General features: G+C 55.4%; 18 protein-coding genes. 7 read left to right on the top strand and 11 right to left on the bottom strand.

What is annotated here, in order from left to right; translation table 11 throughout:
* Window positions 1-4 precede the first annotated feature (4 nt).
* Window positions 5-1,585: an acetate--CoA ligase gene (locus V5T82_RS13920; RefSeq protein ID WP_332896263.1), complete on the top strand. Its 1,581-nt coding sequence runs from the start codon at window positions 5-7 to the stop codon at window positions 1,583-1,585.
* Here the strand turns inward: V5T82_RS13920 and V5T82_RS13915 are convergent.
* Window positions 1,572-4,373 (bottom strand): bifunctional diguanylate cyclase/phosphodiesterase, encoded by a 2,802-nt coding sequence (locus V5T82_RS13915; RefSeq protein ID WP_332896262.1) that lies wholly within the window; start codon window positions 4,371-4,373, stop codon window positions 1,572-1,574. The genes V5T82_RS13920 and V5T82_RS13915 overlap by 14 nt on opposite strands.
* Before the next feature lie 508 nt (window positions 4,374-4,881).
* Here V5T82_RS13915 and V5T82_RS13910 point away from each other — a divergent pair.
* Window positions 4,882-5,091, top strand: coding sequence for a cold-shock protein (locus V5T82_RS13910; RefSeq protein WP_332896261.1), 210 nt, complete (start codon window positions 4,882-4,884; stop codon window positions 5,089-5,091).
* Window positions 5,092-5,167: 76 nt separating this feature from the next.
* Here the strand turns inward: V5T82_RS13910 and V5T82_RS13905 are convergent, their stop codons facing one another.
* Window positions 5,168-6,697, bottom strand: coding sequence for a SulP family inorganic anion transporter (locus tag V5T82_RS13905; protein WP_332896260.1), 1,530 nt, complete (start codon window positions 6,695-6,697; stop codon window positions 5,168-5,170).
* A 287-nt stretch (window positions 6,698-6,984) separates the two neighbouring features.
* On the opposite strand from V5T82_RS13905, the gene V5T82_RS13900 reads away from it, so the two are divergent.
* The 5 genes from V5T82_RS13900 to V5T82_RS13880 all read left to right on the top strand — a co-directional run bounded on the left by V5T82_RS13900 (window position 6,985) and on the right by V5T82_RS13880 (window position 12,772).
* Window positions 6,985-8,652 carry a Na/Pi cotransporter family protein gene (locus V5T82_RS13900; protein ID WP_332896259.1) on the top strand — a complete coding sequence of 556 codons (1,668 nt, stop codon included), beginning with the start codon at window positions 6,985-6,987 and terminating at the stop codon, window positions 8,650-8,652.
* A 179-nt stretch (window positions 8,653-8,831) separates the two neighbouring features.
* Window positions 8,832-9,842, top strand: a complete 1,011-nt coding sequence (gene bioB / locus V5T82_RS13895; protein ID WP_332896258.1) for a biotin synthase BioB — start codon at window positions 8,832-8,834, stop codon at window positions 9,840-9,842.
* The gene (locus V5T82_RS13890) at window positions 9,796-10,899 is read left to right on the top strand and encodes an 8-amino-7-oxononanoate synthase (RefSeq protein WP_332896257.1); all 1,104 of its coding nucleotides are present in this window, start codon (window positions 9,796-9,798) and stop codon (window positions 10,897-10,899) included. Before bioB ends, V5T82_RS13890 begins: the two co-directional genes overlap by 47 nt.
* Window positions 10,896-11,510 (top strand): dethiobiotin synthase, encoded by a 615-nt coding sequence (bioD, locus tag V5T82_RS13885; RefSeq protein ID WP_332896256.1) that lies wholly within the window; start codon window positions 10,896-10,898, stop codon window positions 11,508-11,510. Before V5T82_RS13890 ends, bioD begins: the two co-directional genes overlap by 4 nt.
* Window positions 11,507-12,772 carry an adenosylmethionine--8-amino-7-oxononanoate transaminase gene (locus V5T82_RS13880; RefSeq protein ID WP_332896255.1) on the top strand — a complete coding sequence of 422 codons (1,266 nt, stop codon included), beginning with the start codon at window positions 11,507-11,509 and terminating at the stop codon, window positions 12,770-12,772. Before bioD ends, V5T82_RS13880 begins: the two co-directional genes overlap by 4 nt.
* Window positions 12,773-12,820: 48 nt before the next feature.
* Here the strand turns inward: V5T82_RS13880 and V5T82_RS13875 are convergent, their stop codons facing one another.
* The 9 genes from V5T82_RS13875 to V5T82_RS13835 form a co-directional block, all read right to left on the bottom strand.
* Window positions 12,821-13,978 (bottom strand): rhodanese-like domain-containing protein, encoded by a 1,158-nt coding sequence (locus V5T82_RS13875; RefSeq protein ID WP_332896254.1) that lies wholly within the window; start codon window positions 13,976-13,978, stop codon window positions 12,821-12,823.
* Window positions 13,979-14,007: 29 nt separating this feature from the next.
* The gene (locus tag V5T82_RS13870; RefSeq protein ID WP_332896253.1) at window positions 14,008-15,297 is read right to left on the bottom strand and encodes a YeeE/YedE thiosulfate transporter family protein; all 1,290 of its coding nucleotides are present in this window, start codon (window positions 15,295-15,297) and stop codon (window positions 14,008-14,010) included.
* Window positions 15,298-15,312: 15 nt separating this feature from the next.
* Window positions 15,313-15,735 carry a hypothetical protein gene (locus tag V5T82_RS13865; RefSeq protein ID WP_332896252.1) on the bottom strand — a complete coding sequence of 141 codons (423 nt, stop codon included), beginning with the start codon at window positions 15,733-15,735 and terminating at the stop codon, window positions 15,313-15,315.
* 198 nt (window positions 15,736-15,933) lie between these two features.
* Entirely contained in the window at window positions 15,934-16,539 is a 606-nt protein-coding gene (locus V5T82_RS13860; protein WP_332896251.1) for a TlpA family protein disulfide reductase, read from the bottom strand.
* 23 nt (window positions 16,540-16,562) lie between these two features.
* A complete protein-coding gene (gene glcF, locus V5T82_RS13855) occupies window positions 16,563-17,819 on the bottom strand; it encodes a glycolate oxidase subunit GlcF (protein WP_332896250.1) in 1,257 nt (418 codons plus the stop codon).
* Window positions 17,819-18,994 (bottom strand): glycolate oxidase subunit GlcE, encoded by a 1,176-nt coding sequence (gene glcE / locus V5T82_RS13850; RefSeq protein ID WP_332896249.1) that lies wholly within the window; start codon window positions 18,992-18,994, stop codon window positions 17,819-17,821. Before glcE ends, glcF begins: the two co-directional genes overlap by 1 nt.
* Window positions 18,995-19,001: 7 nt before the next feature.
* Window positions 19,002-20,489, bottom strand: a complete 1,488-nt coding sequence (locus tag V5T82_RS13845) for an FAD-linked oxidase C-terminal domain-containing protein (protein ID WP_332896248.1) — start codon at window positions 20,487-20,489, stop codon at window positions 19,002-19,004.
* Window positions 20,486-21,760, bottom strand: coding sequence for a glycerate kinase type-2 family protein (locus V5T82_RS13840; protein ID WP_332896247.1), 1,275 nt, complete (start codon window positions 21,758-21,760; stop codon window positions 20,486-20,488). Before V5T82_RS13840 ends, V5T82_RS13845 begins: the two co-directional genes overlap by 4 nt.
* Window positions 21,753-23,771, bottom strand: a complete 2,019-nt coding sequence (locus V5T82_RS13835) for a bacteriohemerythrin (protein WP_332896246.1) — start codon at window positions 23,769-23,771, stop codon at window positions 21,753-21,755. The genes V5T82_RS13840 and V5T82_RS13835 overlap by 8 nt, the downstream gene beginning before the upstream one ends.
* Window positions 23,772-23,848 lie beyond the last annotated feature (77 nt).

The following is a 23,848-nucleotide window of genomic DNA, read 5'->3' as shown; positions in this document are numbered from 1 at the left end:
TGTTATGACGCTCGAAACCAGCATGTTCGACCAAGGCCTTCCCGAACCTTGCCCGCATTGTTTTAATGCTGCTGAATATTGTTTATCTGCTTCCGCAAACTCCAGTCCAAGCAAAACCGCTTTGATCGTTGTGAGCGATCCTGAAAGCTTAGAGCCTGCCGAACGCTGGACGTTTCGCCAACTGGACGATGCCGTGCGCCGTATGGCGGCCGGACTGAAACTGGCCGGTCTTGACCCGGGTGATCGCGTCATGCTCAGGCTGGGCAACACCAGCGCATTTCCGCTGATCTTTTTTGCCACCATCGCCGCCGGCGGCATTGCTGTGCCGACATCTTCGCAACTGTCCGCACGCGAAGCACACTTCATCTTGGAAGACAGTGGTGCAAAGTTTGTCTGCACGTCCCAAAACTTAAAAATCGACGGTGTCCCGGACGGCACGCATCAGCTTTTGGACGAAGACATTCGCGATTTGATGAGCTGTGAAGACATCACACCTTATGCCCACACGCACGCCGATGATCCCGCCTACATCGTTTACACCTCTGGCGCGACATCGCGCCCCAAAGGCGTCTTGCATGCGCACCGCGCCGTGTGGGCCCGGCGCATGATGTATGACGGCTGGTATGGCTTAGGACCAAAGGACCGCATGCTGCACGCGGGCGCGTTTAACTGGACCTACACATTGGGCGCAGGCCTGATGGACCCTTGGGCCGTCGGCGCCGGGACCGTAATCTACAACGGCCCCAAAGACCCCAGCGTCTGGCCAAGGCTGGCGGGCAAGCACGACGCGACTTTGTTCGCTGCCGTGCCCAGCTTGTACCGGCAAATGTTAAAACACGCCCACCACATTTCCGAAGGCTTTGCGAATTTGCGTCATGGCTTAACGGCGGGTGAAAAATTGTCTGAGGTCGTGCGCGAACAATGGAAGCTCGCCACCGGAAAGCCTTTGTATGAAGCACTGGGCATGAGCGAATGCTCCACCTATGCGTCCTCCTCCCCTTCGGTTCCCGTTAAACCTGGATTTTGCGGCAAGCCCCAACGCGGGCGCCGGGTGGCTATTTTGGACATGGACGATAACGCCGCCACAACCGTTCCCGTGGGCGAATGCGGGCGTTTGGTGCTGCACAAAGACGACACAGGGCTGATGCTTCGCTATTGGAACTTGGAAGCTGAAACGCAGTCGGCATTTCGCGGTGATTGGTTTTTGACGGGCGACCTTGCGGCTTTGGATACAGATGGGTATCTCCAATACCTTGGCCGGGCAGATGATTTAATGAACGCACAGGGCTATCGCGTTTCCCCCCAAGACATCGAAGATGTGCTGAGCCATCACCCGGCTGTTCAAGAATGTGCCTGCGCCGAAGTGCGGGTGCGTGAAGACCTGTCTTTGATCGGTGCGTTCATCGTCCTAAAACCGGGCACCCAGGCCAACGCAGAAATGCTCAAAGGTTTTGCCAGAGACCGCCTGGCCAGCTACAAAGTCCCCAAAGAATACGTGATCGTCGACAGCCTGCCTCACACGGCAACAGGAAAGGTCTTGCGTCGAGAACTGTCCCCGTTATACGAACGGCTTAAACAAGCTTAAAATTGGGTTTGTCTTCGTCTGACTTGCGGTTGTTGACCAAAGCACTGAAGGTTTGTTCATCCACAGGACGCCCATAGAGATAGCCCTGGATGATATCGCACCCTTGGTCTTTCAACCATTCGGCTTGGCTTTGTTCTTCAACACCTTCGGCGATGACTTTGAGGTTTGAGCGTTCCGCCAACGCCAAAACCGTAGAGACCAAAGAGCAGCTGTCTTCACTTTCGGGCAGATCTTGCACAAACATGCGGTCGACCTTCAAGGTCGTGAACGGGAAGCGTTGCAAGTAGCTGAGCGATGAATACCCTGTGCCGAAATCGTCGATGGAGATGGACACGCCAATATCAGCCAACTCGTCCAAAATCTTCTCGGCCTCAAGCGGGTCTTTGATCAACAAGCCCTCGGTAATTTCGATTTCCAAGGCTTCGGGCGGTAATTTGTTTTTCAGCAGTGCCGACTGCACCGTGGAAACGATATCTGCACCGATCAATTGCACCGGGGAAATGTTGACGGCAACATGGAAGTTGGGAATGGATTTGCGCCATTCACTGGCAAGTTCGCAGGCTTGATACAACGCCCATTCACCGAAATCGATGATCAATCCTGTACTTTCAGCCACGGGGATAAATTCCGCCGGGCCGATGGGGCCAAGCTCCGCATCCGTCCAACGCATCAAGGCTTCGGCACCGATAATGCGTTCCGATTTTGCGTCGACCAAGGGTTGGTAGTTCAAGAAGATGTCGCCACGGCCTTGCGCCCCGGCCAAACGTGTCTGAATAGCAAGACGACGCGCAGCGTCGTCATGCATGGATTTGGAAAACATCCGGAACGTATTGTGCCCGGCGTCCTTTGCTGCATACATCGCTGTATCCGCCATCTGCAACAAACCCGTTGCTGTATCGTCTTTGTGCTCGGTGAACGCAACGCCCAAACTGATCGACGAATACAGGCGGTGTCCCGCGACCTCCAGTGGGCGTTCGAAGGCTTGCAAAATGGACTGGCTGACTTCTGCAGCCACATCACGATTACCACGGCATGGCACCACCAATACGAATTCATCCCCGCCAAAGCGGCTGGCAAGGCTGCCGGCGGGCGCTTTTTGATAGATTCTGCCTGCGACTTCTTTCAGCGCCTCATCCCCGACCACGTGCCCCAAGGTGTCGTTGACGATGCGGAAATCATCCAAATCGCCCAAGATCACCGCATAAGGTCCGTCCGGGCCATGATCACCCTGGAGGACATCGCGCAAGTGTTCCAACAGCAACACACGGTTCGCCAAGCCCGTCAGGGGATCATAGTTGGCCAAGCGCTTAAGGCGCTCTTCGTAAGACCTGCGCAAGGTGATATCCCGGATAAAAACCGAAAAGCGCGTGTTGCCTTTGGTGTGCACCGGGGTCGACGTTATTTCTGCCGGGAAACCATCGCCTGTACCTTTGACGGCGTAGGTCTCGAAACGTTCGCGTTCTTGCAGGCGGTGTGTTCCGTCCGCGCTGCGCAGGGCGATGGTTATGGGCTCCATCAAAAATTCCGTCACCTCTCGCCCGATCAAGTCTACGGCGGGAACGTTGAAGACCCGCTCTGCAGCTTTATTGGCGTGACGAATAAGCCCTGTTTCCGTGCACATCAACACCACATCGTCCGACGCCTCCACCACAGCAGTGGAGCGGTGCTCGCTTTCGCTCAAAGCCTCTTCAAGCTGGCGTTTGTAAACCCCGTCCGACTGGCTGCGTGATGCACGTTGATAAGACAAACGCCAGCTGAAATAACCAAGCCCCAGGACAATTGCCAAGACCACCAATGCCCCTGGGATGTGGTCAAGCAGGCGATGCTGATACCAAAAAAATTGCGGGGCACGTGAAATCAAAACCCAATAGGGATCAGAATTTTGCGACACGACCACGTTCAATGGCGGCGTGATTCTAGCCGTTGTAAATATGCCATCGCCGGTGGATGTTTGCGTGATTCCATCTGACACATTGCGCCAGACTTCGGGATAACGGCTCTGTACCCTGTCAGAGCGGTTGAACATAAAGCCCCATTCAACATCCCGTGAAGGCCCGATCAGCCAGTGGCCCGATGCATTGGTGAGCCAGCCATCGCTTTCCTGACCGGTAAACACCCGGCGCACCTGACCCAAGACGTTTTCCGCCAAAAAATTGAACACCAAAACGCCACCCCGTTGCCCGTCCACATCAACGGGCGCGGTCAAACGGATCATCGGCTTGTAGGGAATTTCTATGCGTTTGTTTTCCAGGTTTAAGTCCAAACGTGAGATATATATTTGCCCTTGCGCCAAATCCATGGCATCGCGGAAATAGTATCTGTGGCGTTTATTTTGTAGGTCTTCAGAACCAACAATGACCGGAGCCTGATCCACCAAATCGATGCGGATCCGTTCTTGGCCGGTGGCGTCTATGAAGCGGACTTGATCAAACACATTTTTCGAACGTGAAAACGCCGCAAACCCGTTCTCAACACGCTGACGGTTGGCTGGGGATGGGGAAAGGATAAAGTCTCTCAATCCCGCTCCGCTGCTTAAAAACCGTAAATCACCTATGGCCGTATTGAGCGCATTGTGAATGCTGATTTGGGTGATGTGGATCTTTGCGGCCTCCCGATCAACGATTTCATCGTGCTCATGCTCGATATGTAGCGCGAACATGGCGATACCCACCGCAATGACAGCGACGAATACAGGCAAAAACAAAGGCAAGAAGTATGAACGCACGAGACGGACACTCGGCGCTGGGGCTTGATCGCTCAACACATGGTCATTGCGGGGTGTGCTCACATGGATCACCCTGTCAAAATATGTCTTGCGCCCTATAAAATTAAGTCTGAACCGATTTGAGCTTCTTTGCACGCGAAAAATCGCATTTACGTTTCCCCCCTATGTGCGCTTCCAGATCACGCAATCCCCAAAACACACGTCTTGAATGCAAATGCCCGCATAACTGCTGTGGTTTTCGCACCGCAACACCACCCAATACACACGCATAATAAGAGCATAAACGACCGTGTACCAACTATTTATAATAGGAAAAATTTGAAAACCTCTGCGTTTTCTAAGGCTTTCATGATTTTGTAACACTTTTCTTAATTGAAATATTCTTTAAATTGAATACAAGCAGTGCAAAATGTTCAAAAATGTCGTATAACACTATTCGTTGCTGAGTAGGTGATGTGGGCCTTCAGGCTCCAGGGTGTACACCGTTCACCGATGCGGCAGCATAAATGCTCTGCTGGCCGCCTATCTTGCACGTAGGGTATGAACGTTTTGCCTATATTAAGGAGTACCCATGGCAACCGGCACAGTTAAGTGGTTTAACACCACCAAAGGTTATGGCTTTATCACCCCCGATGAGGGCGGTTCCGACGCGTTTGTTCATATTACAGCTGTTCAACGTTCCGGCCTGCAAGGTCTGAATGAAGGCCAAAAGGTTGAGTTCGAACTGGTCGAGCAACGCAACGGCAAAATGGCCGCTGAAGAGCTAAAAGCAGTCGACTAATTTCACGACAGCTCAAAAATGAACAAAAACGCCCCCATTTTGAGGGCGTTTTTTTCTTGGCTGTTTGTGAGTGAACTTACGCCAGCTCGTCCGTCGCAATGTGATAGTTGGGGTCTTCGATAACGTTGACCTCGACCAAGTCTTTTGCGCGGCTTAACAGCTTGCGGCATTCCGGGCTTAAGTGTTTGAGGTGCAACCGCTTGCCCCGGCGTTCATAGCGTTCGGCCAGGCTGTCAATGGCTTCTAAGCCAGAGTGGTCAGCCACGCGCGACATGCGGAAATCCACCACCACATCGTCTGGGTCGTTTTCCGGGTCGAACAAATCGCGGAACGATGTCACAGAACCAAAAAACAGCGGGCCTTGCAGTTCGTAGACTTTACCGCCTTGATCGTTTTTGGACGTATAGGCCTGAATGCGGGTCGCGTTGCCCCAGGCGTAAACCAAGGCCGAAACAATCACGCCGACCACCACGGCCACGGCCAAATCGGTAAACACCGTCACACCAGACACCAAAACCAACACGAAGGCATCCGCGCGCGGGATCTTGTGCAGGATGCGAAAACTCGACCAGGCAAAGGTCCCCAGCACCACCATGAACATAACGCCCACCAGCGCGGCCAGCGGGATCATTTCGATAAGGCTGGAGGCAAACAGGATAAAGATCAGCAAGAACAAAGCCGCTGCGACACCCGACGTGCGCCCGCGCCCGCCGGAGTTCACGTTGATCATGGATTGACCGATCATCGCACACCCGCCCATGCCGCCGAAAAACCCGGTGACGATGTTGGCGGTGCCTTGGCCCACACATTCGCGGTTGCCGCGACCACGCGTGTCGGTGATTTCGTCGATCACCGTCAAGGTCAGCAAGCTTTCGATCAAACCGATGGCGGCCAAGATCAAGGCATAAGGGAATATAATGACCAGGGTTTCCCAGGTCATGGGAACCGCCGGAATAGCAAACTCAGGCAAGCCACCCGCGATCGATGCCATGTCGCCCACGGTGCGCACATCCAGACCAAAGCCCAAAACCAAACCCGTGACCACCAAAATGGCGGCCAATGGGGCCGGAATCGCCGAGGTGAATTTTGGCAAGAAGTGAATGATCGCCATGGCCAGCGCAACAAGGCCCAACATCACAAAAAGCATCTCACCCGTCATCCAGGCCAAACCGCCATCGGGGGTTTCAATCTGGAACTGGCGAAGCTGGGCCAAGAAAATCACAATCGCCAAGCCGTTGACAAAGCCCAACATCACTTGGTGGGGCACCATGCGGATGTATTTGCCCAAACGCAACGCACCGGCCAGAACCTGCAAGATGCCCATCAAAACCACGGTGGCGAACAGATACTGCACGCCGTGATCGGCCACCAAGGCCACCATAACCACAGCTAAAGCACCCGTGGCACCGGAAATCATGCCAGGACGCCCGCCGACGACGGCGGTGATCAAACCGACCATAAATGCGGCATAAAGACCTGTCAGCGGGTTCACACCGGCAACAAAGGCAAAGGCGACAGCTTCGGGGACCAAGGCCAACGCCACGGTCAAACCGGATAGAATGTCGGCCTTTAAGGAAACGACTTTGTTGTAGTGAAATTCAAACATGTGACTTCGGGCTCTCTCGCTTCAGGGCATAAAAAAACGGCCAGGCGCAACACGGCAACTGCGTTGCATCCCCAGCCGATTTAGAATCATTTTTTATTGATTGTGCTGTTCATACCAGTTGGTGGGACAAAACCCCACCCCTGCAGGGACATACCTTACATGCACTGAACGCATATCTGGGTAGCTACCCAATTTCATAGGGACTTCAAAATAAACAAGAAACCCCTTCACAGGGTCATTACATATGACATAATTGTGTCATAGAGAGATCAGAAAAGGGATCGGATGTGCTCTCACTTACTTCCATAGGCCAGTTGATGGGCGGTGTCGGGCTGTTTTTGCTCGGCATGATGCTGATGACCGACGGGCTTAAAGTCGCCGCAGGGCGCACGCTTAAACAAATTTTAGAACGGTGGACGGATTCAGCCGCTCACGGTCTCTTTTCCGGTACGGTCCTGACCGCCTTGGTTCAATCGTCCAGCGCCGTCACGGTGGCCGCCATCGGCTTTGTGAACGCGGGCATGTTGACGCTGGAACGCTCCGTCTGGGTGATCTTCGGCTCCAACATCGGCACCACCATGACCGGTTGGCTAGTGGCTTTGATCGGCTTCAAGATCAAAATCTCACTGTTTGCCCTGCCCATGATCGGCGTGGGCATGCTGATGAAGCTCACCGGAGGAGACAGCCGCCGCGGTGCGCTGGGCATGGCATTGGCCGGGTTTGGGCTATTTTTCATTGGTGTCTCGGTCCTCAAAGACGCATTTGAAGGCGTAGCGAGCACCATTGATCTGTCGACCCTCGCCGCCACCGGCTTTGTCGATTACGCCATTTTCGTCGGCGTCGGCTTTATGATGACGTTGCTGACCCAATCAAGCAGCGCTGCCATTTCCATCGCCTTGGCTGCCGCCGCAGGGGGCATGATCCCATTGGAACCCGCCGCGGCCATGGTCATTGGTGCCAACATCGGCACCACGTCCACCGCCATGATTGCGGTCATCGGTGCGACACCCAACGCCAAACGCGTTGCGGCCAGCCACGTTGCGTTCAACTTCTTGACCGGGATTGTCGCGCTGATCTTGTTGCCCTTTATGCTGGGCGCGGTTTCAACCCTACAGAACACGTTTGAAATGACTGCGGACGTGGCCACATCCTTGGCGCTGTTCCACACGATTTTCAACATTTTGGGGGTCGTCTTGATTTTGCCGGTGGCGCACCGGATGGTGGAATACCTCAAAACCAAGTTCGTGAGCATGGAAGAAGACTTGGGCCGCCCGCGCTTTTTGGACAAAACCTCCCTGGTGGTGCCGTCCTTAGCCGTGGAAAGCTTGATTATGGAGCTGTCGCGCCTGCAAGAGATTTCCACCACCATGGTGCTGACGGCCTTGGACCCTGTGCTGCCCAAACATGAAGACCTGCGCCAACGCTTGGCCGTGACGGAACGCCTGTCGCGCAAAATCGGCGAGTACGCGCGTAAAATGCACCAGGCCGAACTGCCTGCCAACGTGTCCAGCGCTTTGGCCCATCCCTATCGCGCCTTGCAGCACTTTGAAGAAATTGCCCGCATTGCCGCCGAACTGCCGCAGATGCGCGCCCATCGCCCCGCGCTAGAGGCCCACGCCGAAAAACTGTTAGAAACTTACATTGCTGTCGTGCATGCGGAGCTCAAACGTATGATCTCAGCCGACCCAGCACCGGAAGAATGGAAACCCAAAAAGGTTCGGGCATCGATTAAAGCTGCCTACGATGATTTGAAAAAAGAACTGCTGAATTTGGGCGCACGCGGGATCCTCAGGTACGACCAGTTGGAAAAGACGTCGAGCTTCGTTGATCAAATCCATGCCTGCGGTGTGCGCGCCATCAAAGCCCAGCGCCGTTTGGACCGCATCCGCGTTGCGGTTGCAAATGCCGAGTTCGATGACGAAATAGATGAAGAAGAGCGGACCAACGACGGCTGAAACCAAAGCCCCGTGAATGTTGCGATGCAATAATTCCCTTGCCCCAGCCGGACAGTCGGATTATTTTGCGCCCAACTCCGCACCACGAAAATGTGCCTAAAAAAAGCCCGAAAAACAGGGCAAATTGGCAAGCGGTTGACATCAATAATAACATTGGAAATCACTGGGGCCACAACACCATGACGAACTTGCGCCACGATTGGACCGTCGAAGAAGTTCAAGCTCTTTACGACCTGCCGTTCATGGAACTTCTGCACCGTGCACACACCGTGCACCAGGAAAACTTCGATCCGAACGAAATTCAGTTCAGCTCTTTGATGTCCATCAAAACCGGCGGCTGCCCCGAAGACTGTGGCTATTGTCCGCAAAGCGCTCACCACGGCACGGATTTGGAAAAAGAGCGCCTCGCGGAACTCAACGCCGTGTTGGAACAGGCCCAGGCTGCCAAAGACCGGGGTGCGACGCGCTTTTGCATGGGGGCTGCGTGGAAAAACCCCAACGCCCGCGACTTCCCGCTGGTGCTGGACATGATCCGTGGTGTGAAAAAACTCGGCCTTCAGTGCTGTGTGACCTTGGGCTCCTTGACCGAAGAGCAAACCCGCGACTTGAAAGAGGCTGGACTGGATTATTACAACCACAACCTCGACACCTCGCCGGAGCACTACGAAAACATCATCACCACGCGCAAATTCCAAGACCGCTTGGACACGTTGGAACATGTGCGCGATGCAGGCATGAGTGTCTGCTGCGGCGGCATCTTAGGCCTGGGCGAAGACGAAAAAGACCGCTCCCGCTTGCTGCAAGAGCTCGCCAACATGCCCCAACACCCCGACAGCGTTCCCATCAACTTGCTGGTGCGCGTCAAAGGCACGCCCTTGGAACATGCCGAAACCATCGACCCGTTCATCTTCGTGCGCACCGTTGCGGTGGCGCGCATCATGATGCCGAAGTCCCACGTGCGTTTGTCGGCGGGCCGCGAAAGCATGGACGACGCGACCCAGGCCATGTGCTTTTATGCAGGTGCCAACTCCGTCTTCTTTGGCGAGAAATTGTTGACCACGCCGAACATGCAGGCAGATAAAGATCTGGAACTGCTCGAACGCCTCAATTTGCGTCCCCAAGAACTGGCTCAGGAGTCGGAGAGTGACGAACCCGTTTCAAGCGAAGCTGGACACGCTCTCTCAGCTTGAGAAACGGCGTGAACTGATTCCGCTGGGCGGGATCGACTTCAGCTCCAACGACTACTTGGGTTTGGCAAACCACGACGGCATCCGCCAAGCCTTAAAAGATGCGCTCGCGGACGGCGTTGCGCTGGGGTCCGGCGGCTCGCGCCTGTTACGTGGCAACCATCCCGAACATGAAAACCTGGAAAGCTTCGCCGCCGATTTTTTTGGCTGCGAAGCCGCGCTCTATATGGCGACGGGCTATTTGGCCAACGTCTGCATCTTCACAACATTAGCCGAGCGCGGCGATGTGATCTTGGTGGATGAGTTGGAACACGCCAGCGCCAAAGAAGGCGTGCATGCGTCCCATGCCAAATCATTTAAGTTCGCCCACAACGATGCAAACGCGTGCGAAGACGCTTTGAAACGTGCGCGGGAAAACGGTGCAAAAAACATCTGGATTGCTGTGGAAAGCGTCTATTCCATGGACGGCGACACCGCGCCCTTGGACGATTTGATGGACATTGCCGATCGTCATGACGCTTACCTTGTCGTAGACGAAGCCCACGCCACAGGCATTTGGGGACCGGGCGGCAAAGGCTTGGCGGCAAAGTTCGAAGGCAAAGAGAACTTGGTCGTGCTGCACACCTGCGGCAAAGCCTTGGGCCAAGCGGGTGCATTGGTGACCTGCACCGATGTGCTCAAAGACTACATCGTCAATACGGCACGCAGCTTCATCTACACCACCGCACCGACACCTCTGTCGGCTTTGGCGGTGCAAAAGGCTTTGGAAGCTGTGCGCGACGAGCCGGAACGGCGCGAGAAGCTTCACATGCTGTGTGAACACGCGCACCGCTTGTTCCCGAGCGACATCTCCACCACGCAAATCATCCCGCTAATCATCGGCGAAGATGGTGCCGCGTTTGAAGTGGCGAAAAAGTTGCAAGCCCAAGGCTTCGACATCCGCGCCATCCGCACGCCGACGGTGCCCAAAGGCTCGGCCCGTTTGCGTCTGTCCGTCACTACGAACGTAACGCCAGAAGACTTAGACGCCCTGGCCCAAGCCTATCAGGAGCTCACATGACGCAAAGCTTCATCGTCACCGGAACCGATACGGGGCTGGGCAAAACCGTGGTCTCAGCCATGTACACCCTGGGTCTGGGTATGACGTACTACAAGCCCATCCAGTCAGGCATAGAAGACGAAACCGACCGCGAGGCCGTCCAGCGCATGACAGGCCTGGGCGATGACCGCGTATTGGCCGACGGCATTCGATTGACCCAACCCTTGTCCCCTCACCGCTCCGCCGAGTTGGATGGTGTTGAGATAGATATCAACGCCGTTGCGCCGAAGGGCGACAATCTGTTGGTCGAAGGTGCAGGCGGGCTCATGGTCCCGGTGAACCGCCAGACGCTCTACATCGATGTGTTTGCGGACTGGGGCCTTCCGGTCGTGCTGACAAGCCGCACGGGGCTGGGCACTATCAATCACACCCTGCTGTCTTTGGAAGCTTTGCGCAAACGAGGCATCCAAATTCTCGGCGTGGCGTTTATTGGTGACGACAATCCCGACAACATGAAAACGATTTCAGAAATGGGCGGCGTCAAAGTTTTGGGCCGTGTGCCCATGATGGACAACATCACACCGGGCGCGCTTAAAACCGTTTTTCAAGACAACTTCGGAGGCACCCTGTGAGTTCCCCCATCTGGCACCCGTTCACCCAGCACGCGCTGATCCCACAAATGCAAAAGGTGGAGCGCGGCGAAGGCGCATACCTCTACACCCCCGACGGCAAACGCATCACCGACGCGATATCGTCGTGGTGGGTGGTGACACACGGCCACTGCCATCCCAAGTTGGTCGAGGCCGCACGTGAACAAGCCGGTAAGCTCGACCAAGTCATCTTTGCCGGACACACGCACGAGCCTGCCGAACAGCTGGCCGAAAAACTGGTGCGTCTTGCCCCCAAAGGGCTCAGCAAAGTCTTCTTTTCCGACAGTGGCTCCACCGCCGTAGAAGTCGCCCTCAAAATGGCCTTGGGCTATTGGCATAACCTAGGCCAAACCCAGCGCCAAAAAGTCATTGTCATGGAAAATGGATATCACGGGGACACCATCGGCACCATGAGTGTGGGCGAACGCGGGGTCTATAACGCAGCTTACACGCCGTTGTTATTCGACGTCGAAAGCATCCCCTTCCCCACCCCCGGCAAAGAAGCCGAAACGACTGCGGCGTTGGAACGCATCGTGTCTGAAAACCCGGACCAAGTCGCGGCCCTGATCCTCGAGCCCTTAGTTCTGGGGGCAGGTGGCATGCTGATGTACGCGCCCGACGTGCTCAAAAGCCTCAAGTCCATTTGCGAAAAGAACGACGCTGTGTTCATCGCCGACGAAGTCATGACCGGGTGGGGCCGCACGGGCACCATGTGGGCGTGTGACCAAGCGGGCATTGAGCCGGACATCCTGTGCACCTCCAAAGGCCTCACGGGCGGCTTCATGCCCTTGGCCGTGACGCTCTGCCAAGACCGGTTCTTTGACGCGCACTATTCCGAAGACCGTTCACGCACGTTCTTCCATTCCAGTTCCTACACCGCCAACCCCATCGCGTGCGCTGTGGCTTACGCCAACACGCAGATTTGGAAAGACGAGCCCGTGCAAGAGCGCATCGACGCGATTGCGGCCTTCCACTCCGGGCGCCTGAAATCGCTGGCCCAAAACCCACGCTTCGAAGGCTTTCGCCAACACGGCACCATCGCGGCCATGGACATCATTGTGTCGGACCAGGGGTATCTCTCCAACATCGCACCGAAGCTATACGACCACTTTCGCGAAAAAGGATTACTGCTGCGCCCCTTGGGCAACACGGTTTACATCCTGCCGCCCTATTGTGTGACAGAAGACGATCTCAGCGAAATCTACGACACCATTGAAGCCGCACCCGAGGTTTTGGAGCTCTAAAAAAAGGGCCGGAAAACTCCGACCCTTTTCCAGTTTCCAATGCGGCTCTCATGCATTGGGTTTGATGATGTAGCTTCCATCTTTGGCAAACGTGACTTCGGCATCCAAGAAGAACGCTGTGACACCTTCGGCGAGCATGGAGACGGTGTCATATGCTTCACCGGCACGCCCACCTGTCGAGCAGAAGAACACCACGGGACGATCTTTGGGCAGTGTTGCCATTTTTTTGTCCAATTCGCCGACCGGAATAACGACCGCATCCTTGAACGTGCCGTCCCGTTTGATTTCGCTGGCATCGCGCACATCAACGATCATGGCTTTGCCTGCATTTTCATTCATCAAAGCCTTGAAGCTGGCCGCTGTAATTTGGCCGGGCTTTTTAGTTTCGATGAAGGCATAGGATTTGGTTGCGCCAGCTTTGGGCTTAGAGGCAACCATGGCGGCTTTGGCGTCGGGAGCAACGACCATTTCCACCAATCCTGTAGCTTTTTTCCAATCGGGGTAACCGACTTGGTACAAAGCGACTTTGCTGTAACCGAGCGCTTTGGCTTTAATCGCGCTTTTGGCACTCAGCGGGCACTTCAGACCGCCGCAATAGAAAAACAGCGGCGTGTCTTTATTGGCCGGAAGCAATCCGGCATATTTGTCGAACTTGCTGTCGGGGATCATCAAAGCCCCCGGAACACGCCCGGCTTTAGCTTTGCGCAGTGGACGCGCATCAACGATGGCGATGGGTTCACCCGATGCCATCAAGGATTTGATGTGCGTGGTGGCCACGGATTTAAGTCCGCCGTTCTTGACCCAGTCCGGCATCCCTGCGGCATACACGGCAACTTTGGTGTAGCCCAGGGCTTCGGCTTTGGTTGCCGATTTGTGGCTAAGCGGGCATTTGAACCCACCGCAGTAGAAGATTAACTGCAGGTTTTTGTCCTTCGGCAGCAAATTGGTCATTGTGGCGAACTTGCTGTCGGGAATACTCACGGCCATGGGAATATGGCCGACTTCATAGCGCCGGGCATAGGGCCGTGAATCGATGATCATAACGTCGTTGCGGATCGGTGCTACGGCGAACGGAGCAACGAACTCATAATCGACGATGGTCTTGTACCACTTGCTTTTGTCGAAGCCTTCGGCAGCCGTGGCTGCACTCAGTGGGACGGCAATGAGCAAGGCGGCCAAAACGACGAATAAGCGTTTGAACAACATGGCTAGGCCTCCTCTTCTCAAACGTTGACTTAGAAAATGGTAAATCGGCCAGTGCGTTCGTTGTACGTCACCAGCAGATACCAAACGGCCAGTATGGCGAAGGTCACCGCATAGGTTGGTCCCCAACCGCCCAACATGGCCGGCCAATGCGCTTGAATACCCAGCGCACTTTCTTCAATCATATCCAAGTTCATATCAGTCACCGTGAGCCCGGTTTTTTTCATCAGCGCATAGAAGATCGATCCGGACCAGGCAAAAAAGAACGCCGAGGTCCAAAGCTTCATGTGCCCTTCGCCCATACGCCAAAGCGTACCCGTGGCGCAACCACCGGCGAGCACCATACCAATGCCAAAGATGAACCCACCGCCGAGCGAGCCCATCCAAAACCGCGCTGGAATGGCCAAGTACGGATCCATCACGCCACCGCTGAGCAAGATCGAGCCCACCGGAACGCCCAACAAGATGGCGAGCATGAAGGCTTTGGTCATATCGCCTTCCCCCGTCATCAATGGTTCGCGCACCACACGCGACATGCAAAAGCGTGCACGGTGCATAACAAAGCCGATGGCAAAGCCGCCCAAGATGATGGTCGCGCGCACCGCCAATTTGGCATCCGGTGCAGTAATCCATTCCACCGCCCACAGACCAATCAAGACGGTTATGCCCACACCAACACACGGGAAGTACCTGCGCCCAGGCATTTCACCCAGTTGCGGTGGGGGCTCGGTTCCCCATTCGATATTTTCCATACCCCAAAGCATGATTTTCAGCCCGATCCACGCACCTGCGATCAATCCGGCCAACATCACCCATCCTGTGGGCGAGCCAAACATCAACGGGGTAAAGAAGCCACCAACATTGCAGCCACCAGCAAGCACGGCCCCAAGCCCCATGAGCGTCCCGCCCACGCCACCCCAAACGTATTCGATTTTGGGAGCTGGATTGATGCGAAACTGTTTTGAGATCAGGGCAGCGACCGTGGCACCGATCAACAGTGCAATGTTCATCAGAGAAATCTTGTGCATGAGGGGGCTGGCGAGGTTTTCGGAAATGCCCAAGGCCGGGGCCAAGCCGATGAGGGTGTTGAAATAATCTCCCCACAGCTTAAACCCACCGAAGACACCCCAAAAAACTTTTTGCCCCATCAAGGCAATCACAATGATCACCAATGCCAACGCGGCGACGTAAGGCGACCATTGTTCGATAAAGACCTTCGCACCGTCTTCGCGCACCCCGTCAAACCAACTGGGCCATTTAAAAAGCGATTGGACGTGCTCGTCTTTTCGTGTTTTCGCAACAGGTTCGTTCAGCGTGCTCATGACAACCTCCCGAACCTATTGGCAGCTTGAAGCCGTGTCGGAGTCTTTCGCGCCATAGACGGCCCAGGCCCGGATGTGTTGAGCCATTTGTTCGTCCGGCATAGTCAAAAACTTCGCCGCTGCTTTGTTGGTGTCAGCGATGGACGAGCGGTATTCACCAGAAGAGTAATACTCAACAGAGCCTTCGGCTTTGCCCGTCGCATCGTGTTTGTCAGCGTCCAGATAGGCGCGCCATTCGGCTTTGGTCAATTCATTGGGTGAAATGACCTTACCCGCCATATCCTTGTGACAAGATGTGCAGACGAAACGATAGTATACGCGTCCAACTTTCCAGTTGCCGACTTCCGCGTCTGCGGCCGGAACTTCGGTGGGGGTGAGAGCCATGAGCAAAGCCATGGACAGTGCGCCCAAACCAGATGCAAACCTTGAGACCGTCATCACCGCCTCCTATCCAAGGTCCATCGCACCAGCTTTGGTTTTTTTGAGAGCCTGAAGAGCCGTGCACCAAAGCAAGTGCTCACTTACCACTCTTGCCTGATTTGGTTTTGTGGTTCTGAAAATTATAACATGACGCAACATTATTTTACATAAATTTTGTGTATATAAGTACGATGATATATATTAAAATTTGAATATTCAGCCTTCTGCGAGCAGCGCGCGCAACATGGCTTTCGCTTCGTCGGAATACCAGTCCGTCATGCCAATGACACCCCCGCGCATGTTGCCGTTTTTATCCAGCACAAAAGTGGTCGGCAGGGTTTCGATGTCGAACATGCGCAGGAATTCCGAGCCTGGATCGTAGTATGTCGTCAGGGCATCTAAGTTGCGTTTGCGCAGGAACTCGGCAGGCTCTTCCGTGCCTTGTTTGCCGCTGGCGACGGGCACGACGATGAAGTCTTGGTCCTTAAATTCCACTTGCAAGCTGTTCAAGTCCGGCATTTCGCGAATGCACGGCGGACACCAGGTGGCCCACAGGTTGAACACCACGACCTTGCCTTTGAATTTGTCGAACGTCACCGTGTTGCCCGCTTCGTCCAGCATATCCACACCGGGAATAGGCGGCATGTTGGTGAGCAAACTAAAGCCTTCCAACTGGTCGGCGGCTTTGACAAAGCTGATATCACCGTCAACGGGTTTCGCATAATCTTTGCCCAAATTGGGCATGGCCAAGTAATACCCCACCCCGCCCACGGCGAAGCTGATCAGGGACGCAATGACGAATAAAGTCGGGAGCCGCATCATATTTTTCTTGCCCTTAAGATACGTTAGAGCGGCGAAGGACCGCCGGTGGCCCAGTCTAGCAGTTCCACCGCGTGAACAACAGGTGTTCTGGCGTACTCACCAATCTGGATCAAGCAGCCGATGTTGGCCGTGGCGATTACTTTAGCATTTAAAACCTCAAGGCTTGCGCCCTTACGCCGGCCAAGTTCCGCGCCTAAGTCAGGCTGCATGATGTTGTAGATCCCCGCCGACCCACAGCACAAGTGTGCATCTTTCGGCGTTGAGACCGCAAAGCCCGCCGCTTGCAAGAGGTCCACAGGCCCTTCGACATTTTTTTGACCGTGCTGCAAAGAACACGGGGCATGGTAGGCCACAGCAGGCTTGGCAAAGTCTTTCACACCGTCCAGACCCAGCTCGGCCACCAATTCATTGATGTCACGGGTCTTGGCGGCAATGGCCTGGGCGCGTTCGGCCCACGCCGGCTCGTCTTGCAACATATGGCCGTAGTCCTTAACCACCGACGAACAGCCGGACGCGGTGATGGCGATGACGTCGGCACCTGTGTGCTCCCACACGTCGATGTTGTGCTTGGCGGTGGCGATGGCTGCGGCTTCCTTGCCCATGTGGTGGGTGAGCGCGCTGCAGCACTGAATGTCTGCGGGCTCCGTCACTTCACAGCCCAACCGCACCAACAGCCGTGCGGCGGCGGCGTTAATGCGCGGCGCAAGTGTCTGTTGCGCACAGCCGGGCAAGAACGCGACCTTCATGCGGGTTTGGCCTTGGGGCACGTGTGTGCCGATGGGTTCGGCCTTGGGCAAGCTTGTGGGGGCTTTCGCCACCATGACCTTCAAACGTCCCGGCAGTAATCCCTTAAACGGTTTGACCAGGCGCGCGCCCAACATCGACAAGCGAAACAGTTTTGGATTGGGCAACACGGTCGACAAAACCCACCGCAAGGCCCGTTCTGGAAAAGGCCGTGTATAGGTCTCTTCGATATAATTGCGTGCATGGTCGACCAAATGCATGTAGTCCACACCCGACGGACAGGTGGTCATACACGACAGACAGCTCAAACACCGATCCACGTGTTTGACCGTGTTGTCTTCGGCAGGTTTGCCCGATTCCAACATGTCCCTGATCTGATAAATGCGTCCCCGCGGACTGTCCAATTCGTCGCCCAACACCACATAGGTCGGGCAGGTGGCCGTGCAAAAACCGCAGTGCACACACTTGCGCAAGATGTCGTTGGCGATCTTGATGGGCGTTTGGTGGAGCTGCTTGTCTGAAAAATGTGTTTCCATCAGCCCCCTCCCATCCGGCCGGGATTGAGAATGGTGTGCGGATCAAACCCAGCGCGCACGCGGTTCATGAGAGCGGCCAATCCGTCGGACTGGGACTGAAACACAGGCATTGAGCGTCGCATGTCTTTGGATCCCCGCATCAACGTTGCGTGGCCCGACGCCATAGCGGCTCGTATACGCTGAGCATCTTCGCCCGAGGCTTGCAACCAGATTAAGCCGCCCGCCCAATCCAAGAAGTAGGTGCCGCCCAACTGGCTTGCAATTTTAACACCCTCGGCGGGCGGGACGGATAAGCGCCATAAATCCGCGTCACCTTTGAAAAACTCAACGTCGCGCACTTCGCGCCACAAGGTTGCGGAATTGTGGGTATGCAGTTCTTCCACCTCACCATACGCGCCCAACACATCGCGCAAGGACTGACAGCGGACTTCTACAGAGGGTGCAGGGCCTTCGACACGCACGGCAACGATGCCAGCCCCTTTGTCTTTGATATAAGACACTGCCGACTTCGCCGCGATATCTGTGGGCAAGTGCGCAACGCCGGACACTTCATAGGGCGAGTTCTGTGCATCCAGCATGGCACGCTGGGCATCGGTTGGGTCGAACACCAAAACCGTGCGCGTTTTTTCTGGTTTGGGCAGCACCTTGAACGTCACCTGGGTCATCACCGAAAGCGTGCCCATGGACCCCGCCATCAATTTCGATAGATCAAAACCCGTCACGTTTTTAACCACGCGCCCGCCGGACTTAAACACCTCGCCCCGTCCACTGATGGCTTCAAAGCCCAGCAAGTGATCGCGCGCACTGCCCGCCAAAGGCCTTCGCGGACCACAGACTGCGGACGCGAACAAGCCACCGACCGTGCCGCCTTCAGTCCCATAGAGAGCCCCCGGCTGCCACGGTTCAAACGCCATCATCTGCCCGGCTTCGTCCAATGCGGCTTGAACCTCTGCAACAGGCGTTCCCGCCTTGGCGGTCATGACCAGTTCGGACGGTTGATAGAGCTCAATCCCGCTCAAGTCCGAAAGGTCGAGGATATGCTCACACGCGCTTGGTGCGCCCAGTCCCGACTTGGTGTCGTGCCCGCACACCTGCAGCGGTGACTTTTCCGCCACCGCCCATTTGATCAGACCTAAAATCTGGGCAACGTTATCCGGTTTGAGAATATCTGTCATGAGAACCTCAAAACCGGGGAATGTCAGGAAATGGGATGTTGCCATCCGTGACATGCAAGCGGCCCAGCTCCACACAGCGGTGCAGCGTCGGATAGACCTTGCCCGGGTTGAGCAAGCCAGAGCCGTCAAACGCGCATTTCAGGCGTTGCTGTTGTTTGAGATCGTCCTCGGTAAACATCTCCCCCATCAAATCGCGTTTTTCAACACCGACACCGTGTTCGCCTGTCAACACACCGCCAACGGCGACACACAGGCGCAAGATGTCGTGACCGAAGGCTTCTGCCTTGTCCAGTTCGCCCGGTTTGTTGGCGTCGAACAAAATCAGTGGATGCAAGTTCCCGTCACCCGCATGGAACACATTGGCGACGCGCAGACCGTGTTGCTGGGACAGTTCGTTCATGCGCGTCAAAACGTCGGCCAAACGATGGCGCGGAATGGTGCCGTCCATGGTCATGTAATCCGGTGAAATGCGGCCGACGGACGGGAACGCCGACATACGCCCCTTCCACATCTGTTGGCGTTCTTCGTCACTTTCGCTGACCCGCAAATAGGTGGAACCGACGCTCGCGGCAATGTCCTTCACACGGTCGGTCAGGTACTGGACTTCGGCTTCGGGCCCGTCCAGTTCCAACACCAAAAGGCTCTCCACGTCCAACGGATAGCCGGAATCGACAAAGTCCTGCATGGCGCCGATGATCATCTTGTCCATCATCTCCATAGCCCCCGGTATGATGCCGGACCCGATGATCTTGGCCACGCATTCGCCCCCAGCTTCGACCGAGGGAAAGCCCACCAAGACACCGCGTGCGACTTCAGGCTGTTTCAAGATCCGCACAGTCACTTCGGTGATCACGCCCAGCAGACCTTCGGACCCCGTCACGGCGCCCAGCAAGTCCAAGCCGCCCGCGTCCATGTGTTTGCCACCCAAACGCACGACCTCGCCGCTCATCAGCACCATTTCGACGCCCAAGACGTTGTTGGTGGTCAGTCCATACTTCAAGCAATGCATGCCGCCTGCATTTTCGGCAACGTTGCCGCCGATGGTACACGCGATTTTCGACGATGGGTCCGGGGCATAATAATAGCCTGCGTCTTCTACAGCCTCGGTGATGGCACGGTTGGTGACACCCGGCTGAACCACGACGCAGCGGTTGTCATAGTCGATGTCGATGATCTTTTTGAACTTGCCCAGCCCCAGCGTCACAGCATCGGCCAAGGGCAATGCCCCACCAGACAGTCCTGTCCCCGCCCCGCGCGGGACAATTTTGACGTCCATGTCATGACACGTTTTTAAGACGGCAGACACCTGTTCGGTCGTTTCCGGCAACACCACAATCATCGGCAATTGGCGGTAAGCCATCAGGCCATCGCACTCATACGCTTTTAGTTCGTTTTCATCGACAATCACGCCTTCACCCGGAACGATGGCGCGCAGACGTTCGATGATTTCACCACGGCGTTTCAGCGTGTCCGCGTTGGGTGTGGGCATCTTCATGCGGAAGCGTCCTCGATGATGATTGCGCGAAAATCGTTGACGTTGGTTTCGGTCGGCCCGGTCATGACCAAATCACCTAAAGTTTGGAAAAACGAATAGGCGTCATGATGGTCCAAATGCGCCCGTGCATCCAGCCCCAAAGTGCGTGCCCTATCCAGTGTGTCGGGGGTCAAACACGCGCCTGCATTGTCTTCAGACCCGTCAATGCCGTCCGTATCACACGCCAGGGCATAAACACCGTCCACACCGTCCAACGCCAAGCCCAACGCCAACACAAACTCTGCATTGGGCCCGCCGTGCCCGCTGTCTTCGCCCAGGGTGACTGTCGTCTCCCCGCCCGACAAAACCACAGCTGGCGGCTTGATATTATGCTCACCCGCCCGAATTTGGCGCACCAAGTCCGCATGATCGCTCGCGACATCCGAAGTTTCACCTTCCAGGCGATCGCTCACGACAAATGGCGCATAGCCTGCTTCTTTGGCCACCCGCGCTGCCGCGTCCAGCGCCATTTGCGGGGTGGCGATCAGGACATTTTCCGTGTTGTCGAGGCGGGGGTCCCCCGGCTTGGGTGTTTCGTTTGGTCGCATATCCAAAAGTTGGCGAACGCGGGGCGGAATTTCAATGGCATATTTGGCAAAAATGGCTTCGGCGTCTGCGTATGTCGTCGGGTCAGCCACAGTTGCACCGGAGGCAATCACAGACAAGTCATCGCCCGCCACATCGGAAATCACCAAGGCCACCACTTTCGCCGGATGGCAAGCCGCAGCCAACTGCCCGCCCTTGATGGCAGAGAGGTGCTTTCTAATCGTATTGATTTCCGAAATTGTCGCCCCACAGCGCAGCAAAGCATCGGTCACGTCTTGTTTGTCGGCCAACGTGATGCCAGGCGCCGGCAAGCTCATCAAGGCCGACCCCCCGCCAGAGATCAAACAGATAACCAAGTCGTCGGACGTCAGATTGGAAACCAAGTCGAGAATGCGCCCAGACGCTTCCACGCCCGCCTGATCCGGCACAGGGTGAGAAGCTTCGACAACCTCAATCCGTTGGGTCGGGATCCCATACCCGGTGCGCGTCACAACCAACCCGGAAAGCGGGCCGTCCCAGGCTTGTTCCAACGCGTGCGCCATGGCGGCTGAGGCTTTACCTGCACCAACGACAACGGTGCGTCCTTTGGGGCTCTGGGGGACATGGGCAGGGACGCACTGAGACGGCTGCGCAGCCTTCACTGCGGCTTGGAACATGCGCTCGAGAAGCTCTTGAGGCTTAGGCACTCTGCTTCAGTTCCTCCAACGCGGCGCGGATTGCCTTGCCTTTGCCCTTGGTGTGCGGCGTCAATGTTGTATCCACGTTCATGATGTGATCGGACAACCAATTGCGCAAAAATGCCCGCAACGTGGTCAAGGTTTCAAGACTTCGTTCGCGGCGCCAAGCATCTGCCAACTCCATGACCTGGGCGCACAAGCGTTCATGAATTTTCATGTGGGCTTCACGGTCAGGGTAGTTGCAAATCTCCATGATGAGCTCTTCGCGACGGAAGTGATACTGGGTGTAATCGATCAGGCTATCCATCACCTCTTCCAAGGCGTCCGCTTCGACATTGCGCTGTGACGTTTTGTTGAGAAGGGATACCAACACTTGATGGTCTTTATCCACCGCCTCCACACCGACACGCATATTGTCGGTCCACAGCAACGTTTCTTTGTTATTGGTCAGGGGGATTTCGACCCAAAACGTGCTGCCTTCGCCTTCGGTTGAATGAAGACCGATTTGCCCGGCCATGCGTTCAGCCAACAGCTGAGCAACGGTCAGGCCAATCCCCGTTCCTTCACGCGCCAAAAATGGATCAGCCCCAGCACGGTGAAAGGCTTGAAAAATTTCTTTCTTATCTTTTTCTGGAATACCAACACCGCTGTCAGTGATGGAGATGCGTAAAAAACCGTGTTCGTTTTCTTGCCCCTCGACAATCACGCTGCCTCCCGGTTTGTTGTACTTCACGGCATTGGACAGCAAGTTCATCAACACTTGGCGCAATCGCACGGCATCGGTACGCATCGGCGTATAGCTTTGCCCGGCAACCTTATTGGCGAGTCTAATGTTACGTTTTTGCGCCTGAGGCTCAATCAGCTTGATGCAGTCACAAATCACATGCGTGGGGTCTACCTCACCCACTGACAAGACAAACTGATCGGCTTCGATGCGCTCCAAATCCAAGATCTCGTTGACCAACCCCAGCAAGTGTTCCGCACTATCCAAGATATGATTGACGTTTTCATCTTGGGCTTCGCTTAACTTGGATTTGGGGTCGTATTGCAACATTTGCGCAAAGCCCAAGATCGCGTTCAAGGGCGTGCGTAATTCGTGACTCATGGCCGATAGAAACTCGGACTTGGCTTTGTTCGCATCTTCGGCTTCGGTTTTGGTGCGCCGAAGGTCGTCCTCGATTTCCTTGAGCTTGGTGATGTCGACAGCATTGCCGACCAACGCCGGTTCACCGAACGCATCGCTGTCGCACGCGACCTTGACCGATTGCAACCAGCCCAAATTGCCATCCTTGTCATGATAAGGCTGTTGCGCAACATGGAGCTTGCCACCATTTTCAATGACCTTGCGGTCGTCTTCCGCCATGCGCTGCATATCTTTTGGGTATGGATAGAGGTCGCCATGGCGCTCGCCCACAACTTGATTGAGCGGTAGACCGAGATTGTCCGCCACGGCTTTGTTGGCTGCTAAAAAACGACTTTCGGCATTTTTGACGAAGATCATCGACGGAATGGCGTCCATAATGGTGCGCAAACGTTTTTCCGAAGCCCACATGGCCTTTTCAACTTTGCGGCGCTCAGAAATATCGCGCACAATCACCACATTGGCGGTCAGGTTACCTTGTGCATCCTCAATCGGTGTGCCGAAGGTTTCGCCTAAAAATGTGGTGCCGTCTTTGCGCTTAAAAGAAATTTCATAGGGGTCACGGATAAAGTTGGATTCGCCTTCAATGTGGACCTGGCTTGGCTGACAGAAATCTTCAGGCGCGACATAAAAGTCCAGCACGGAAGTGCCGAAGGCTTCGTCTTGGGTGTAGCCGAACATCTGCATGAAGGCCGGATTGACCATCACAACTTTGCGCGCCTTGTCCGAAACCATCATTGCATCCGGCACATCGCTAAATATGCCCAAGAACAGGGCGTTGTTGAGCTCTAGTTCTTGACGTTGTGCAGGCACCACTTTGTTCATCATCGTCGCCCACATCGTGCTCAGGCCTGACAAAAATCGAGTGTCTTTTTTCACAATTTCCTCAAATAAGCTCGCACAAGCTTCATCCCCTCTAAAAACGATAGCACCTTATGAAAGTGAGCCGAAATGTT

The sequence above is a fragment of the Magnetovibrio sp. PR-2 genome (genome assembly GCF_036689815.1).
Taxonomy (GTDB): domain Bacteria; phylum Pseudomonadota; class Alphaproteobacteria; order Rhodospirillales; family Magnetovibrionaceae; genus Magnetovibrio.
This window is presented reverse-complemented; position numbering and strand designations above follow the sequence as displayed.